Source organism: Arthrobacter sp. MDT2-34-1, assembly GCF_059091365.1.
This window is the reverse complement of record NZ_JBNHGO010000001.1, coordinates 786,623-803,722: the sequence shown is the minus strand read 5'-3', so window position 1 is coordinate 803,722 and position 17,100 is coordinate 786,623. Positions and strand designations below refer to the sequence as shown.

At 65.3% G+C, this 17,100-nt stretch carries 15 protein-coding genes and 1 tRNA gene; 5 read left to right on the top strand and 11 right to left on the bottom strand.

The features are described from left to right. Positions 1 to 14: 14 nt before the first annotated feature. From AC5RVV_RS03685 to AC5RVV_RS03665, 5 genes are all read right to left on the bottom strand, one after another. Positions 15 to 1,670 (bottom strand): GMC family oxidoreductase, encoded by a 1,656-nt coding sequence (locus AC5RVV_RS03685; protein WP_494000049.1) that lies wholly within the window; start codon positions 1,668 to 1,670, stop codon positions 15 to 17. Positions 1,671 to 1,707: 37 nt separating this feature from the next. Continuing rightward, positions 1,708 to 2,892 (bottom strand): sugar ABC transporter substrate-binding protein, encoded by a 1,185-nt coding sequence (locus AC5RVV_RS03680; RefSeq protein WP_494000048.1) that lies wholly within the window; start codon positions 2,890 to 2,892, stop codon positions 1,708 to 1,710. 63 nt (positions 2,893 to 2,955) lie between these two features. Next, positions 2,956 to 3,993, bottom strand: coding sequence for an ABC transporter permease (locus tag AC5RVV_RS03675; protein WP_494000047.1), 1,038 nt, complete (start codon positions 3,991 to 3,993; stop codon positions 2,956 to 2,958). Between the two features lie 2 nt (positions 3,994 to 3,995). Further along, positions 3,996 to 5,087 (bottom strand): ABC transporter permease, encoded by a 1,092-nt coding sequence (locus tag AC5RVV_RS03670; protein ID WP_494000046.1) that lies wholly within the window; start codon positions 5,085 to 5,087, stop codon positions 3,996 to 3,998. Continuing rightward, a complete protein-coding gene (locus tag AC5RVV_RS03665) occupies positions 5,087 to 6,826 on the bottom strand; it encodes a sugar ABC transporter ATP-binding protein (protein ID WP_494000045.1) in 1,740 nt (579 codons plus the stop codon). The genes AC5RVV_RS03670 and AC5RVV_RS03665 overlap by 1 nt, the downstream gene beginning before the upstream one ends. Positions 6,827 to 6,964: 138 nt before the next feature. Here AC5RVV_RS03665 and xylA point away from each other — a divergent pair, with 138 nt between their 5' ends. The 3 genes from xylA to AC5RVV_RS03650 all read left to right on the top strand — a co-directional run bounded on the left by xylA (position 6,965) and on the right by AC5RVV_RS03650 (position 10,721). Beyond that, complete coding sequence (gene xylA, locus AC5RVV_RS03660) at positions 6,965 to 8,152, top strand: xylose isomerase (protein ID WP_494000044.1); 1,188 nt, start codon at positions 6,965 to 6,967, stop codon at positions 8,150 to 8,152. 89 nt (positions 8,153 to 8,241) lie between these two features. Then, complete coding sequence (locus AC5RVV_RS03655) at positions 8,242 to 9,681, top strand: FGGY family carbohydrate kinase (RefSeq protein ID WP_494000043.1); 1,440 nt, start codon at positions 8,242 to 8,244, stop codon at positions 9,679 to 9,681. Continuing rightward, positions 9,678 to 10,721 carry an aldose epimerase family protein gene (locus tag AC5RVV_RS03650; RefSeq protein ID WP_494000042.1) on the top strand — a complete coding sequence of 348 codons (1,044 nt, stop codon included), beginning with the start codon at positions 9,678 to 9,680 and terminating at the stop codon, positions 10,719 to 10,721. Before AC5RVV_RS03655 ends, AC5RVV_RS03650 begins: the two co-directional genes overlap by 4 nt. A gap of 46 nt (positions 10,722 to 10,767) precedes the next feature. Here AC5RVV_RS03650 and AC5RVV_RS03645 read toward each other — a convergent pair whose 3' ends face one another. Next, positions 10,768 to 11,988, bottom strand: coding sequence for an ROK family protein (locus AC5RVV_RS03645; protein WP_494000041.1), 1,221 nt, complete (start codon positions 11,986 to 11,988; stop codon positions 10,768 to 10,770). Positions 11,989 to 12,117: 129 nt separating this feature from the next. Here AC5RVV_RS03645 and AC5RVV_RS03640 point away from each other — a divergent pair, with 129 nt between their 5' ends. Further along, entirely contained in the window at positions 12,118 to 13,185 is a 1,068-nt protein-coding gene (locus tag AC5RVV_RS03640) for a Gfo/Idh/MocA family protein (protein ID WP_494000040.1), read from the top strand. A 106-nt stretch (positions 13,186 to 13,291) separates the two neighbouring features. On the opposite strand, the gene AC5RVV_RS03635 is transcribed toward AC5RVV_RS03640, so the two are convergent. The 5 genes from AC5RVV_RS03635 to AC5RVV_RS03615 form a co-directional block, all read right to left on the bottom strand. Continuing rightward, positions 13,292 to 13,364 (bottom strand) — tRNA-Lys (locus tag AC5RVV_RS03635). 111 nt (positions 13,365 to 13,475) lie between these two features. After that, positions 13,476 to 14,555, bottom strand: a complete 1,080-nt coding sequence (locus AC5RVV_RS03630) for a PQQ-dependent sugar dehydrogenase (RefSeq protein WP_494000039.1) — start codon at positions 14,553 to 14,555, stop codon at positions 13,476 to 13,478. A 3-nt stretch (positions 14,556 to 14,558) separates the two neighbouring features. Then, positions 14,559 to 15,086: a hypothetical protein gene (locus tag AC5RVV_RS03625; protein ID WP_494000038.1), complete on the bottom strand. Its 528-nt coding sequence runs from the start codon at positions 15,084 to 15,086 to the stop codon at positions 14,559 to 14,561. A gap of 157 nt (positions 15,087 to 15,243) precedes the next feature. Further along, positions 15,244 to 15,669, bottom strand: coding sequence for a hypothetical protein (locus tag AC5RVV_RS03620; RefSeq protein WP_494000037.1), 426 nt, complete (start codon positions 15,667 to 15,669; stop codon positions 15,244 to 15,246). 147 nt (positions 15,670 to 15,816) lie between these two features. After that, positions 15,817 to 15,972, bottom strand: coding sequence for a hypothetical protein (locus AC5RVV_RS03615; protein ID WP_494000036.1), 156 nt, complete (start codon positions 15,970 to 15,972; stop codon positions 15,817 to 15,819). A 72-nt stretch (positions 15,973 to 16,044) separates the two neighbouring features. Here AC5RVV_RS03615 and AC5RVV_RS03610 point away from each other — a divergent pair, with 72 nt between their 5' ends. Next, complete coding sequence (locus tag AC5RVV_RS03610) at positions 16,045 to 16,962, top strand: LysR family transcriptional regulator (protein WP_494000035.1); 918 nt, start codon at positions 16,045 to 16,047, stop codon at positions 16,960 to 16,962. Positions 16,963 to 17,100: the final 138 nt, after the last annotated feature.

Sequence of the window (17,100 nt, the reverse complement as noted above, 5' to 3'; positions counted from 1 at the left end):
GGCAGTTACAGCCGCTAGCTGCGGCCCTTGAGGTAGGTGCCGGCGATGTAGTCTGCGCAGCGCCAGGAGTGGGCCATGATCGTGAGCGTGGGGTTGACGCCCATGGCGGTGGGGAAGCCCGCGCCGTCAAGCACGAAGACGTTGTCCACCGAGTGAGCCTGGCCCCATCCGTTCAGCACCGACTTGCCGGGGTCGGTTCCCATTCGGACCGTGCCCTGCTGGTGGCAGGCGTTGCCGGTGAATTCATCTCCCAGGTAAACGGGGGTGGTTTTCGTTGCCCCGGCCGCCTGGAGGATTTCCACGTTTTTGTCGATCTGCCATTTGCTCATGGCGATGTCGTTGGCGTGGGGCTTGTTCGTGATCCGCGCTACGGGCAGGCCCCAGGCATCCTTGATGTTGGGGTCGAGGTCGACCCGGTTGGTCTCCTGGGGCATGTCCTGGAGGATGAACCCAATCTTCATGGAGTAGTCGAAGTAATTTCGGTCGGCGTCCTTCATGGCTTGGCCCCAGGTCGGGCGGCCGGGCATGATCGCGTTGATGGCCTGTCCGATCTGCGTGGTGGCGATGATGCCGCCGCCGATGTGGCCCCTGCTTTCGTCCGTCTCGTAAAAATGCGTGGAGCCGCCGCTTTGGTAGTTTCCCGTCCAGCCGCGCAGCGGTTCCTCGATGTCCTTGTCGAACAGTCCGACCGCGAAAATGTATTCGTGGAAGGTGGCGTTCTTGCCGACAAGGCCGGAATCGTTCGCGAGACCTTCGGGGAACCGGTTCGACGTGGACAGCAGCATGAGCCGCGCCGACTCGATGGCGCCGAGCGCCAAGACAACTACGGCGGCGTCCTGTTCCACCTCACGGCCCTCGGGGTCGATGTAGACGACGCCGGTGGCCCGGCCGTCCTTGCCCAGTTTGACTTCCCTGACGTAACTGTCGGCCCGTACTTCCAGGTTGCCGGTGGCGAGGGCCTCGGGGATGTACGTCGTCGCCACGCTGGACCGGGTTTGGGTGGGGTCACCGTACTGGTTCCAGAAACTGGTCCGGTTCACCGCCGCCCTGCCCAGGGCGTTGCCTTCGGTCAGGTGGGACATCGGCAGCGGGAAGGAATTGATGCCCAGCTTGTTGGAGCCCTCATAGAATTTCTTGCCGAACCGGGTCGGAGGCAACGGCCCGCTGGGGTACGGCTTGCTGCGGAAGCCTTCCCCCCGGTCGGCACCGGTAAGGCCCGAGATGCCGTAGCTCCATTCAACCTTGGTGAGGTATGGTTCCAGGTCCTCGTAGCGGTAGGGCCAGTCGGCCAGGCTCGCGCCTTCCAGATCCCCGTGGAGGGAGTGGAAAATGAAGTCCGATTCCCTCGGCCGGGGCATCCAGCCGGCCATGTGGCTCGTTCCGCCGCCGACGTTTGAGGGCACGGGGGAGAAATTGAAGATCCGGGCTTCCGAGTTTTCGTCCCGGCGCACCGTCCTGGGCATCAGCTTCACGTCCGGCCACAGGTAGCTGCGGTTCTGGAACTTCAGTTCGTCGCCGGAGTAGTGTTCCTCCGGGCGCAGCCACGGGCCCTTGTCGAATCCAACAACTTTGTAGCCGGCTTCGCTGAGAACCTTGACGGCGGGCCCGCCCCCCGCTCCCAGTCCGACGACGACGACGTCCACCGGGTCCATTTTTCGATTGCTGCTCACAGTAGAACCTCTCAGTTCGGTCGTTGTTCGGGAAGGCCTAGTAGCTTCCCTCGCCCTGCTGGCTTTCCTGCAGGACGGCTTGGTGCCACTCGACGTTCGTCTTGTCGACGACATCGGTCGGGATGCGGACGAACTGGTTGACTTCCATGCCCAGAAGCTCATGCGCGAAAAGGGTTTCGATCATGCTGTGGCCCATTTCAACGCTGTTCACATCGACGGTGGCGGTGAGCTTGCCGGCTTTGATGGAGTCCATTCCCGAAATCAGGCCGTCAGCACCGATGGTGATGATGCCTTCCTGCCCGTCCCAATGCTTGAGGCCGCGTGCGTCGATGGCCTGGGACGCGCCGAGCGCCATGTCTTCGTTTTCACCGTAGATCGCGTTGACATCGGGGTTTTTGGTCAGCAGGTCCTGTGCGGCCCGGAGACCTTTGTCCCGTACGTAGCCGCCGTCGGCCTGTCCGACGATCTCGATGCCGGGGTACTCCGAGATGGCTTTCTTGAAGCCCTGCTGGCGCAGCTTGGTCCAGTCCGATCCGGAGGGCCCCATGATCTGGATGACCTTGCCTTTGCCCTTGAGTTGGTCGCCGATGTATTGCCCGGCGATGTAGCCGGACTGCCAGCGGTCGTCATAACCGATGTTCGAGACGGTGTTAAGACCTCCGGTGGGGTCCTCGGCTTGGGAAGGATTGGCCAGTTCTTCAGTGGAGTTGAACTGGTAGAAGTCGACGCCCTCTTCCTGTCCGCGGCCGTACAGTTCCTGCATGGTCGCGGCGTTGGCGGCAGAGCAGACGAAGACCGCATCGAAGTCCCGAGCGATATACCCCTGGACAATGCCAAGGGTTTCCGTGCCTGAATGGGCGTCGTTGAGGGCGCCCTGCCGCTCCCAGGTCCATTTCACACCGAACCGGTCCTCGTATTCCTTCATCTTGTTGAAGGCCGCTTTTTCGACCTGGGTGTAGAACTCGGAGAGGATCGGGGGAGCAAAGCCGACTTTGATTTCACGGCCGTCCACTATTTCGCGGATGGCGGCATCGGCGGCCGAGTCCGGGTTGACCGCGGCACCGGCGCCTCCGCCCCCGCCTCCACCGGTGCCGGTCGGCGTCTCGACCGTGGTGCAGCCGGTCAGGATGAGGGCTGCCGCGACTGCTCCGGAGGCGAGGGCGCTGCGGGTCCGGGCGTACCGACGGCGGCCCGCGGGCCCGGTGGTGTCAGTTGTGGACATTGTCTTGCCTTTCATTTTTGATGGTCCCCGCAGCAACGGGGAGACCGGGGAAGCTGGTTTCGGCTACACGGGGGCGACGTCGAGCACAACGGCCCGCCGTTGCCGGACCCGGGCGTTGATGATGGCGCTGATCCGGTTCGCGAGGACGGCGATGATCAGAATCGAGCCAATGACGATCTTTTGATAGCTGGACGGAACGCCCGCGAGGTTGATGATGTTGATGGTTGCGGCCAGCGTGATGGCGCCGAGCACGGCTCCCAGGATGCGGCCCCTGCCGCCACTGAGCGCCGCACCGCCGATGACGGCGGCAGCGATGGCCTGGATCTCGTAACCGACACCGAGGTCGGCCGGGACGTTGGTATTACGGCCCGCCAGGATGACGCCGGCGATCGCGGCGCATAGCCCGCTGATGACGTAGGCGATGATACGGACCCGGTCCACCCGCACGCCGGACTGTACGGCGCCGGTCCGGCTGCTGCCGACCGCGAAGAGGTGTGTCCCCAGGCGGGAGGATCCCAAAATCCCGCCAAGGAGCAGCGCCACGATGAGGGATATCACCATGGGCAGGGTGAGGGCTCCGGCCAGCGGGCTCAGGCCGCCGATGACATAGAACTCGGGGACCATGTAGCCGATGATGGGAACTCCCTGGGTCCAGATGTAGAGGATGCCGCCGGCGAAGCCGAGCATTGCGAGCGTGGCAATGAAGTCGGGCAGCCCGACCCGGGTGACGAGCAGGCCGTTGCCGATCCCGATCAAGGCCCCGGCAAGCAGCGCTGCGAGGATCGCGGCGAACAGCGGCATTCCGGATTTCATCGTCTCGGCTGCCACCCCCGCGCAGAGTGCCATGGCTGCGCCGATCGAGAGGTCGATGCCTCCCGCGATCAGGACGACGGTCATGCCCATGGCCAGAATCATGACCGTGATGCTGCTGTTGAGGATGTTGAACAGGTTTGACGGAGCCAGGAACACCGGCAACGTGAACGCCGCAATCAAACAGGCCAGTACCAGCATGGCCAGGACGCCGAGGGTGGGGTCCAGCAGGATCCGGTCGACGATGCGGCCGACCAGGCCGGTGTTGCGTTTGGGGGTTGAAGTGCTCATGGTCAGTCCTGCTGTTCGGTCACGAACGGACGGGAACCCGCGGCCGGCTTCTGTGCCTGCTGCTGGGCCGGGGCCGGGGGAGTGTCGTGCGGAGTGTCGTGCCTGGGGGGCGCGTCAAGACGGGAGCGTTTGCCCATATTGAGTGCGTATTGCTGGACGCGGCGGTCGAAGACCACCCCGGCGACGATGCAAAGGCCGGTAACGATGCTGAAGTAGACGGGGTCGACGCCGTTGAGGCGCAGGCCCTGCTGCAGGGTTGCCAGCAAAAGGCCGCCGACGACAGCGGCCCAGACCGAACCGCGGCCGCCGGCAAGGCTCACGCCTCCCAGAACGGCGCCGGCGATGGCAATGAATTCGTAGCCGCCGCCCAGGAAGGCCTGTACGGCGCCGAGGCGGGAGGCAATGAGGACGCCGGCTGCTCCGGCGAGCATGCCGGAGACGATGAAGGTGCCCATCCTGACGCGGAGGACGTTGACGCCGGCGACGTTCGCCGCGTCGGCGCCGATGCCGATGGCATATATGCGCCGGCCGAACACCGTCTTGGCCAGGAAAAGCTGCATGATGACCAGCAGGATTGCGGCGATCCAAAAGGCGCTCGGGATGCCCAGGAAACTGCCGTAGACGATATCCGAAAAGCCCGGCGTCGTCACGCCTTGGAGAGGTACCTGTTCTGTCAGGACGATGAGCAGCCCGCTGGCGATGTTCAGCGTGGCCAGCGTGACGATGAAGTCGTTGATACCGAACTTTGTAATGAGCCATCCGTTGAACAGGCCGAATGCCGTGCCGGTGGCGACGCCCACGAGGACGCCCACCAGTGTCGGCGCCCCGCTGAGCAAAGCCCACATGGTCGTTCCGGCACTCAGCCCGGCTACCGTGCCGACGGACAGGTCGATGCCTCCGGCCACGATGACGATTGCCACCCCGACGGTAATCAGCAAGACGGGGATGGCGTTGTTAATGTAATCGGTGAGGCTTTCCGGTTGCAGGAAGACTGGCGACATCAGCTGGAACACGATGACCAGGACGATCAGGGCGACCGCGATCGGAACGCCGCTGGTCGAAAGTGTGCGGGATACTGCCCGTTGAAATTTCATCATTCGCTCCTGCCGGCGGATAGCGCCAGAATTCTGTTCTTCACGCCCTCAAAGTTTCCGGCGGCCAGTTCCTGTTGCAGCGAGGTCACCGAACCCACCAGTCGGCCTTTTTTCAGGATCAGGACACGGTGGCTGAGTTCCAGCAGTTCGGCGATTTCCGAGGCAATCACGATGGCGGCCCCGCCGGCGGCGACGAAATCGCGGATGAGGTTGTGAACCTCCACCTTGGCCGAGACATCGATACCCTGGGTCGGTTCGTCGAAGATCAGCAGCGAGGGCTTGGTATTCAGGCAGCGGGCCACGATGGCCTTCTGCTGATTTCCGCCGCTCAGGTTTCGAATCTTTTCCCTGACGCTTGGGGCACGGATCGCCAAGCGCTGCCGGTAGCTCTCGGCCTGGTCCATTTCATCGCGGTTTTTGACCAAAAAACCAAGCTGCGTGACGCCGCCCAAGCTGGAGATGGAGATGTTTTCGGCAACGGAAAATTCCGGGAGAATGCCCAGCTGCTTGCGGTCTTCCGGCAGCATGGCCAACCCGTGACGGTATGCCGAGCTCGAATCGCGGAGGCGCAGGGGTTGCCCGTTGAGGTGCATTGTTCCGCTGCTCATCTTGTCCAAGCCCATGATGACCCTGGCCAACTCGGTGCGTCCGGCACCGGCCAGGCCCGCTATGCCCAGGATTTCGCCCTTACGAACGGACAGCGAAATGTCCTTCAAGACGTGGCTGCGGTGCACATTCTCCAGCCGCAGCACTTCCTTGCCGGTGTCGGCCGCGGCGTGCGGCGGCGTGCCGCTGGCCGCACCGAATTCGCCGGCGGCGATTCCAAACATCATGCCAAGCAGTTCATCGACGTCCGTCTCTGCGATGGCGGCAGTCCCGGCGTTGGCCCCGTCGCGGAAGACGGTGGCGGTGTCCGCCAGACCGAACAGTTCCTCCAGGTGGTGGGTTACCCACAGCAGTGGCACGCCCCGCGCCCTGAGCTTGCGCATGTGTTCGAATAGGTGCCGCTTTTCTTCTTCTTCGAGCCCGGACGTCGGCTCGTCCAAAATCAGGACGCGGGGGTCGAAGGCCAGTGCCTTGACGATCTCCACCACACGCTTTTTCAAAGCACCGAACTCCCCAACGGGAAGCTTCAAGTCCTCAGGGGTGAGCCCGAAGTCGGCGGCGAGTTGCAAAACGCGCTCTTCCATCCCCTTGCGGTCAAGCCGGACCTTCAGGCCGAGGAATCGGGCATTGACCTCGCGGCCCAGGAAGATGTTGTCGAGTGCCGTGAGCGCCGGAACGAGCGACAGCTCCTGATGGATGGTCGTGATGCCTGCGTTGAGGGCGTCGCTGGGATGGCGGAACTGCACTTCTTCCCCGGCCAGGGTAACTGTGCCCGCGTCCGGCGAGACCACGCCGGACAGCACATTGATCAGCGTGGATTTGCCGGCCCCGTTGCCTCCCAGCAGGGCATGGATCTCGTCGGGGCGGATGTCCAGGCTCACCCCGCGCAGGGCGGTCACGCCTTGGTACTGCTTCACCACGCCCTCAACTTTGAGCAGCGCCGAATGGCCGGCAGGTTCGGTGGGATGCGCCATGGGATCGCTCCTGTTCTTGGAGGTTAGGCGGCAGGTGACGCTCGGTGTGTGAGCAACATCATGTGAAAACTCAATATAGTAATCAGTCACAACAAATGCAATAGCCTTTTTCGCTTGAGGGGCGGGGCACGGCTTCAGCCCGCAGGCAAGCGCAGGCACCGCCGTGGGTGTCTGGCCGCAAGGTGTCGGCGGCTCGGCAGGGTGTGAGTGGCCTTGGGTGGGCGCTGGCCGTTGACTTGGGCGGCCGCGGCTAATATGTTGTTGCTCACGACTATTGCTTCCTGATGGGAGAGGGCAATGAGGCAACCGAGCCGCGAAGACAAGTTTTCCTTCGGTTTGTGGACGGTGGGGTACACGGGGGCCGACCCCTTTGGCGGCCCTACCCGCTCGCACGTGGATGTCGTCGAAGTGGTGGAACGGCTGACGGGTCTCGGCGCCTACGGACTGACGTTCCACGATGATGACCTCTTCGCCTTCGGCAGCAGCGAGGGGGAGCGGCAGAAGCAGATCGACCGCCTGAAAGGTGCACTCGAGGACACGGGCCTTCAGGTTCCGATGGTCACGACGAACCTTTTCAGCCCCCCGGTTTTCAAGGACGGTGGGTTTACCTCCAACGACAGGGCCGTCCGGCGGTTCGCCCTTCGAAAGGTCCTGCGGAACATTGAGTTGGCCGCAGAGCTCGGGGCCCGGACTTTCGTCATGTGGGGAGGCCGCGAGGGCGCTGAGTACGACGCTGCCAAGGACGTCCGGACAGCCCTTGAACGGTACCGCGAGGCACTGGACGTTTTGGCGGCCTACGTGACCGATCAGGGGTACGACCTGCAGTTCGCCATTGAGCCCAAGCCGAACGAGCCCCGCGGCGACATCTTGCTGCCGACGGTGGGCCACGCGCTGGCGTTCATCGAAACCCTGGAGCGGCCCGAACTTTTCGGTGTCAACCCCGAGGTCGGACATGAACAGATGGCGGGCCTGAATTTCACCGCCGGCGTTGCCCAGGCGCTGTACCACGGCAAGCTGTTCCATGTTGATCTCAACGGCCAGCGGGGGGTTAAGTACGACCAGGATCTGGTCTTCGGCCATGGCGACCTGCAAAACGCTTTCTCTCTGGTGGACCTGTTGGAAAACGGCGGCCCGAACGGTGGCCGGGCTTACGACGGTCCGCGCCACTTCGACTACAAGCCGTCGCGGACCGAGGACGCCGGGGGAGTGTGGGATTCGGCTGCGGCGAATATGCGGATGTACCTGTTGCTGAAAGAACGGGCCGCCGCCTTCCGCTCGGACCCGGAGGTACAGGAAGCGATGCGCGCCTCCCGCGTCACCGAACTGGAGCAGCCGACCCTTGCCGATGGAGAGTCCTACGCCGAACTGCTCCAAGACCGTTCCTCGTACGAGGATTTTGCCCCGGAGGGGTACTTTGACGGCTCCGGGTTCGGGTTCGTCAGGCTTCAGCAGTTGGCTATGGAACATCTGCTTAACGCGCGCTGATCTGCGGAACCGGTGAGGCTCGGAACCGTTGCGGTTCTGATCTGCGGAACCGTTGAGGTCCAGGCTCGGCCGACGTATCTGGAGGCATCATGACACTTGTCGCGGGTGTTGATTCTTCGACCCAAAGCTGCAAAGTGGTCTTCCGGGATGCCCGCTCGGGTCGGGTGGTGTCTGCTGGACGGGCCGCCCATCCGGCGGGCACCGAAGTTGATCCGGAGGCCTGGTGGAGTGCGCTGCAGGCGGCGCTCGCAGAGGCGGGAGGCCTTGGCTCGGTCGGCTGCCTTTCCGTAGCGGCACAGCAGCACGGCATGGTGGCCCTCGATCAGGAGGGCCGGGTGATCCGGCCGGCTTTGCTCTGGAACGACACCCGCAGCGCGGGTGCTGCGGCTGCACTGGTGGGCGAAGTGGGCGCCGATGAATACGTGCAAAGGACGGGATTGATTCCGGTGGCGTCTTTCACCGCGAGCAAACTGCGGTGGTTGCGTGACGCCGAGCCCGCCAATGCAGCAAAGGTAGCCGCGGTCGCTCTTCCCCACGACTGGCTGACCTGGCGGCTGCGCGGGTACGGACCGGCCGCTTCCAGCCCGCTGGGGCCGGTCCTTGAAGAACTCACGACAGACCGGTCGGATGCCAGCGGTACCGGCTATTGGGATCCGGAGGCGAACAGGTACGACATGGATCTGTTCACCGTGGCCCTCGGACATGCTGCCATCGTGCCCCGTGTCCTTCACCCCCATGAGCCGGCGGGAAAGACGCCCGGGGGAGTCCTTCTGGGCGCGGGAGCCGGAGACAATGCCGCTGCGGCGCTGGGCCTCAATGCGTCCGGCCAGGAGGCCATCGTTTCGATCGGCACCAGTGGAACCGTGTTCGCCTCGTCCGCCGAACTGCACCGGGACAGGACGGGTTCCGTGGCCGGCTTTGCGGACGCTGCCGGCGCCTTCCTCCCGATAGCGACCACGCTCAATGCAGCCCGCATCCTGACGTCGGTCGCCGAGGTGCTGGGCGTCGACAACGACGAGCTCTCGCGTCTCGCCCTGGAGGCTCCCGCCGGGGCCGGGGGAGTCGTCTTGATCCCGTGGTTCGAAGGGGAACGCACCCCAAACCTGCCCGCTGCGACGGGCAGTCTTCACGGGCTGTCGCTGGCCGCAATGACAAGGGCCAACCTTGCGCGCGCTGCCGTTGAAGGGATGCTGTGCAGTCTCGCCGGCGGGCTTGATGCGCTGCGGAAGGCCGGTGCCCTTCCCGAGCGGGTCCTTCTGATCGGCGGGGGCGCGCAGAACCGGGCCGTGCGGTCGATTGCCGCGCAGGTCTTCGATATGCCGGTCTCGGTTCCGGTACCCGGCGAGTACGTGGCCGAGGGGGCCGCGGTGCAGGCCGCCTGGGTCATGAGCGGAGTACGCCCTGACTGGCCGCCGCACTTCGATGCGGAGCTGCGACCCGATCCGCGGCCTCTTATCCGGGATCAGTATCGCAGCCATGCCGAAGCGCAGGAGGCGTGGTTCCGCCGTCACAACGAAGGCGCGGCGTGAAGAAGCAGGCAGGCGCCGGCAGCCAGGAGACGGGACCGGTCCTCGCCAATGCGCGCAGCACGCGCCTTACACTTGACTGCTACGGTGCCAGGATCGTTGAACTGCTCCTGCCGGACAGGGGCGGCAAGCTCGAAAACGTGGTGCTTGGGTTCGACTCTGTGGATGACTATCGCCGCCACGTGGACTGCTACATAGGGGCCACGATCGGCCGGACAGCGGGCCGCATCCCGGGCGGCCGGTTTTCCTCGGCAGGGGTCACCTTTCCCGTTGCCGCGAACGAGGGACGGAACCACCTTCATGGAGGACCCAGCCGAAGTTTCGACCGCGTCCTGTGGTCCCGTTCGGATGCGTCCCCGGAACGGGCGCAGGACGACTTTGTCAGTCTGGACTACCGCAGCCCCGAAGGCGAAGAAGGCTATCCCGGAAACCTCTCCGCGCGGGTCCGCTACTCACTCTCCGAAGCCAACGAGCTGTCGATTCTCTTCACGGCCAGGGCCGACGCGGACACCCCGGTCAATATGACCAATCACGCTTACTGGAATATGGACGGGGACGGGGCGCGGCCTGTCACCGATCAGCAGCTGATGGTTGACGCGGATTACATCCTGGCGACGGACTGGGAACGCATTCCGACAGGCAGCCACCTGCCTGTCGCCGGGTCGCCCTTCGACTTCCGCAAGCTAAGGCGGATCGGAGCCTTCCTGCCGAAGTCGGGCACCGAGCCGTGGCCGGGCATCGACAACACGTTCCTGTTCAATCCGGGCAGGGACAACACCAAGCCCGCGGCAGTACTTTATTCTCCGGAATCCGGACGTCTCATGGAGCTCTACACCACGGAGTTCTGTCTTCAGGTCTATACAGCGAACCGGCTGCCTCCGCTGGTCGGCCGCGGGGGAACCTTGTACGGGCCCGGCAGCGGCATATGCCTCGAACCCCAAAAGATCACCGATACCAGCCGTTTCCCCGACTTTCCGTCCGTGGTCCTTCCGGCCGGAACGGAGTACCGGCATCTCAGCCGATACCGTTTCTCGACAGCGTGAGCCGATCAAGCAGAAGCGGCCCCTCGTCGGGATACGCGACCCCCTGTCAGGCAACGAAGGAGTAGGCAGCGGGGTCGGCCAGGAGGTCTGCAAATACCAGTTCAGCCGCGCCGACCATGAGAAGATTGGCGCCCAGCTGCGGTCGGGAAATGTGAACACTCTGGCGTGAAACCGGCAGCGATTCCCGGGAGACGAGGTGCTCCAGCCGCTCCGGATCGGCTGCATGCAAGGAGCCCAGGAAGCCGCCCAGAATGATCAACTCCGGATTCAGGATGTTGATTGCATTGCCCAGGGCAATGGCGAGGTATTCCTGCTGCCGGTCAACAACAGCCCGAACCTCGGCAGAAGTGGATGAAAGCAGCGCCTCCTCCAGTTCGTCCACGTCCGCGGATGCCAATCCGAGGGCGGCAAGCAGGGCATCGCGGGTAACTTCGGATTCCAAGGTGCCTCGGGCGTGCGCGGTGTCAAGCCCTCCGCCGCTTCTGATCCGGGTGTGGCCCAGCTCCCCGGCATGACCCGCGACGCCTGTCACGGCGTGGCCTCCGCTGATGATGCCGCCGCCGATGCCGCTGGCCCCGCCGTTGAGGTAAATCATGTCGCTGACCCGTCGGGCGGACCCAAAGGTCCTTTCGGCGAGAGCACCAAGGCTCGCATCGTTGGCGGCTTTCACGGGATACCCGGTGGCAGCGGCCAGCATTTCGGCAATCGGTTCATCGGTCCACTCCAGGTGCGGGGCCAGCCGCACGAGCCCGTCCCGTGTCCTCACCAAACCCGGGACCGCGACGCCGATCCCTGCGATCCGGGTCCCGTCAGTCTTCATTCCTTCGACGATCGCCGCACTGATGTTGACCGCTTCCCGGACGCTGGGGGCCCTGTCCGTTTCATAGCGGACCCGTTTCTGGACAACGCCGCCCAGGCAGACGGCACCGACGGTCACCGCGTCGATCTCGGGATTGACCGCGATCGCCACTGTCGCCGGGTTGGGGCGCACCACGGCACTCGGCCGCCCGACACCGTTACTTGAGTCGGGGCTCGTTTCCAAGACCAGTCCGAGCTCGGCAAGCTCGCCGACCAGGGCACCGATTGTCGACCTGTTCAGCCCTGTTTTCCGGGTCAGCTCGGAGCGGGGAACGGGGCCGGCATGATGCACGAACTGAAGAATGGTGGAGAGGTTGTGCCGGCGAATGCTGTCGAGGTTGTTCCCCGCCCGCGGGGCCGGCAGCGGCCGCCCGTGGCTGGTGCCAACCGGCGCGTCTGATGAATTCAACCAAGCCTCCCTGGATTATGGACAAGAAACAACTGCGTAACTTATCGTTCAACCGCAGGCTACTCCATCCCCGTTGCTCCCAATTGTTAATTCCTTGAACAAATTATGGCACAAGAGTAATCTTCCGGTATGTTGAACGCCCAAGGCCCTCCGCGGCCTGTCCGCACCGGCTTAGTGGGCTACGGGCTGGCCGGCAAAGTCTTTCATGGGCCCTTCCTCGGCGCCCTTCCGGAGTTCTCCCTGGACGTCATCGCGACGGCCCACCCGGAACGGAGGCTGCAGGCCGCCAAGGACCATCCCGCTGCAGAGATTGTTGCAGACGCCAACGAAATGCTGGCGGGTGGCCTGGATCTGGAATTGGTGGTGCTAGCCGGCCCTCCCCACACCCATGTGGACCAAGCGCTGGCAGCACTGGACGCGGGCTTGGCGGTGATCGTGGACAAGCCCTTCGTGCCAACGGTCGGCGACGGCGAGCAACTAATAGAACGGGCAGAACGCGTCGGGAAACCCCTGATCGTGTTCCAGAACCGGAGGTGGGACGGGGACTTCCGAACGGTGCGGAAGATGCTGGCCGAGGGGCACCTGGGACGGGTATATCAGTTTGAATCGAACTTTGAGCACTGGGCGCCCAAAGTCGTTGACCGCTGGCAGGATACGACGCCTCCGCACCTGGCCGGCGGGATCACGTTTGATCTGGGCAGCCACCTCATAGACCAGGCCCTGGTGCTGTTCGGTCCGGTTGAAGAGGTCCGTGCCGACGTGCGCACCGTTCGTGATGGCGGCGGCAACGACGACGTCAGCCTCATTGAGCTCTTCCACTCCAACGGCGTGCATTCGCGGCTCTGGATGAGCCGGGTGGCGGCGCAAGCCGGACCCCGCTTCCGCGTTCTGGGGACCGAAAGCGCCTATGTCAGCTATGGCCTGGACGGCCAGGAACCGGCCTTGGCGGCGGGGGCAGTCCCAACTGATCCAGGGTTCGGCGCCGAGCCCGAAAGCACGTGGGGCACGCTCGGCATCCGGGCGCCGGGCCATCCCGCCCCCATTGCGGTGCCGACCGAACGAGGCGACTACCTTGGGTTTTACCGGGCTGCGGCTCTGGCGGTCCGGGAAAGCGGGCCCATCCCGGTTGATCCACGGGAGGCTTTGGAGGTCGTCCGGGTGATCGAACGAATCCATCAGTTGGCGAAGCCCGGCTAGGGATTCTGCAGGCGCCTTTGTCTTCTCCGGAGACCTTGTCCCGTCGCCGGAACAACAAAAAACCCCGCCTGTCCGGGCTTGCGCCGGTCAGACGGGGTTTTGCTTGTGCACCCCCCGGGACTCGAACCCGGAACCCATTGATTAAGAGTCAATTGCTCTGCCAGTTGAGCTAGAGGTGCAGCTGTCGGTGAGGGGCCGGCGCCGGTTTCCCGGGCGCTTTCTCCCTCGCAACGACATGTAACTCTAGCAGGACTTTTCCGCGAATGTGAAATTGAGGCGGCCTTTGTCGCCTACTTCACAGAAACCGCCAGCATCCGGTCCTCGTCGGTGCCGTTGGTGAGTACCCAGAGCCGGCCGTCCGGGGCAGCGGCCACGTCGCGCAGCCGGCCGTATTCTCCTTCATAAAAGGCCTCGGGCTCTCCGGCCTCGGTGCCGTCGAGCTCCACCCGCCAGAGCCGCTGGCCGCGCAACGCAGCGATCCACGCCGTCCCGTCCACCAGGGCCATGCCGCTGGGGGAGGCCTCGGCGGTGGACGGCCAGACCACCTTGGCGTCGATGAACCGCTCGTCGCCGGGGGCTCCGGTAACGTCCGGCCAGCCGTAGTTGCCGCCGGGCTCGATCAGGTTCAGCTCGTCGTCCCGGTCGGGGCCGAACTCCGTAATCCAGAGCCTGCCGTCGGCGTCCCACGCCAGCCCCTGCACATTGCGGTGGCCGAAGCTGTAAACCGGGCTGTCGCCGAAGGGGTTGCCGGGGGCAGGGTCGCCGTCGGGCGTGACCCGTAGGATCTTGCCGCCCAGGGAGGAGAGATCCTGGGAGCGGGAGGAATCGGCGGCGTCGCCGGTGGCGATGTACAAGTAGCCGTCCGGTCCGAACTTGAGCCGTCCGCCGTTGTGGATCCCGGCTTTGGGAATGCCGGTGACGATTTCCTGCCCGTCGCTGAGCCGGCCGTCGTCCCAGCGGTAGCTGAGGACCCGGTTGTCCTCCGGGGAGGTGAGGTAGACGTAGAGCCGGGCGTCGGCGTCGAAATCGGGGCTGGGCTCCAGCCCCAGCAGGCCGGCCTCGCCGGTGGTTTCCAGCGCGGAGTCCACGGGCACGGCGGCAACCGTTTCGCCGTCGACCACGTGTTTGATCAGGCCGGTGTCGTTCTCGGAAATGAGTGCACTGCCGTCGGGCAGTACGGCTATGGACCACGGTTCGGCCAGGCCCGAGGCTGCCGCTTCCACGTCCGGGCTGGTAGCGGCGCCGCCGCTACTGTCCGGCCGGCCGCTGCCGCCGACGCTGCAACCGGCCAGGACGGCCGCCAGCGCCACGGCCAGGGCCAAGGGGGCAAACCGAAGCGGCAGGATGCGCCGATCCGCTTGGTCGTCCATCCGTCAGCCTCGTTTCCGGTCCGCTCCGTTCCCATCCTCGGCCTCCACGGACGGTTCGATGACCGCCTCGCCCGCGTAACCGAGCCATTCGGTCTCATCGTAGAGCGGTTTGTCCGTGACCGCCGCCTGCTCCGCTGCCGCGTCCTCGACATCGGCCGGCACCGGCTCGTCCGCGCCGAAGCCGCCGGCGGCCGCCGTGCCGGTGTCGCCCGGGGACTCCGGCATGGTCTCCTCCACCATCAGGTCCTCGTCGAATGCCCGCGGCGTGCGGCCGATCGTTGGGTTCCCGCTGGCAGTGCCGGAGGGGGCGTGCATCAGGTTCGACGGCTTGGGGCCCGGCTCGGAGGGCGCGTGCGCCAGGTTCGACGGCTTGGGGCCCGGCTCGGAGGGCGCGTGCGCCGGATTCGCCGGCGCGGGGGCGGCCGGGGAGCCAGCCTCCGTGGAGCGGGACTTGCGGCTAAACAACCGGCACAGCAGGGCGGTCGCGATGGTGGCTGCGACGGCGGTCCTGATTCCCCATCTCCGGTCCATGGCCTTCACCTTCGGTTGATGGTTGTGCTGCATCCGGTCCCGACGTTACGTGCGGGACAGGACAGTGTCCATAGCCTCCCGTGGCCGGTTCCGTCTCCGAAAACGTGAGGTGGACCGGCAGGTTGAGGCGATGCTTTGCGGGCCCGGGGGCGGGCCGCTAGGCCCGGAAGATCAGCTCCGCCATGAAGCTGTGGAAGTCGGGCTGGTCTTCGGACTGGTCGATCGTGTAGCCCTCGTCGGGCAGCCTGCCTTCGGCCTGGACGCCGAACCGGAACGTCCTGCCGGTGCTGGTGCCCACTTCGTATTCCCCGCCGCCGAGCTGGACTGCATGGGACATATTGGTCATGTTGATCGAGACGGGGGTGCCGCCGGCCGTCAGCGCCGAGCCGTCGAAGGGCGCGATGACCAGCTCCTGCGGCCGCCAGCGGTAACCGATCACGTAAAAGTCTTCGGTCCCGCCCTGCGCCCGGTGCGCATCGTCCTGGCGACCGCTGGCGAAGACGAGGTTGTAATCGCCGTAGTTGGGAATCTGGGAGTCGAAGATGGCGCTGAGCGCGTCCTTGAGTTCGTCGCTGGTGGGCATGTGGCCTTCGGAAGTGCGTAATCGGGCGGGAGTGCTGGGCGCCTGCGGCGCCGGAAGCGCGGGGCGCTGCCGTCAGCCTAAGGAACCGGACCCACAAAAAAGCGCCTGGCCCATGTGGTGCCCGGCGCTTGATTGTAAGGGTGGAAGTCAGACGGCGTCGACCGCTTTCACCGGCATGGCCGAATGGTCCGTCTCCCACGTGTGGCTGCGGGGAACCGGGCCATGGTCGCGGCGGACAACGACGGCGAGGCGCGCCAAGACGGCCGCCATCCCTACTGCGGTCAGGGCAACTGAGACTGTCATGCCGCTATTGTCGACCGGGGCAACCGTCAAGTTCAAGCTAACGTTACTTACCTCGCTATGTAGTATCTCTTTATGGACATGAGGCGGCTGCAGATTCTGCGGGAACTGGGCGACCGCGGGTCAGTCGTCGCCACCGCCGCTGCGATGAAGATCACAGCCTCGGCCGTCTCCCAGCAGTTGAAGGCGCTGCAGCGGGAGGTGGGCGTCACGCTGGTGGAGAAAGCCGGCAGGGGAGTACGGCTGACCGAGGCCGGGCTGGCCATGGCAGCAGCCGCCGCGGACGTCTCCGCGGCGATGGAACGGGCGCAGGCCACCGTCGACGGCTACCGCAGCGGCTGGCAAAACCAAATCCGTGCCGCGTTCTTTCCCAGTGCGGCGGAAATGTTCCTGCCGGGCCTGATGTACCGGCTGCAGGACATCAAGGGGCTGCACTTCGACCCCTGCCTGGAAGACCCGTCCGTCGAGGGGTTCCTGCCGCTGGCGGCCGACTACGACCTCGTGCTGGCCCACAGCCAGCAGGGCGTCGAGGCCTTCGCCCGCAGCGGCATCACCGTGCTGCCGTTGCTGGACGAACCACTGGATGTGGCCATGCCCGCCGGCCATCCGCTGGCGGCACTGGACGTCCTCCGGCCCGAGGACGTGGTGGACCACCCGTGGATCGGCGTCCCGCAGGGCTTTCCCTTCGAGCAGGTGCTGCGCCAGATCGAAGCGCGCACCGGCAGGCTGGCCAAGCGCACCACCCGCTACGCCGACCTGCGCGTGATGGAGGCCATGGTGGCCGCCGGGCACGGGCTCGCCGTGGTGCCGCGGTTTACCTCCCGGAAGGCGCAGTCCACCCGCGGCTTCGTGATGCGTCCGCTGGAGGGAATCCGCGCCCGCCGGACCATCGTGGTGCTGGCCCGCAGCGACGTAGCCGAGCGCAGCAGCGTGCACCGCGTAATCGGAATGCTGCAGCAGGAGGCGGCGGCGATCGCCAGCCAGCAGGGCTGAGGGCGGCCGGATCCGGGCAGCCCGGAGCAGGGCTGAGGGCGGCCGGATCCGGGCGGCCCCGGCGCGCGGCAGTGCGGCCGGGTCCGGGCGGCCCGGGCCGGGGGCGCCGGGCCAGCCGAGGCACCGCCGTCGTAATAT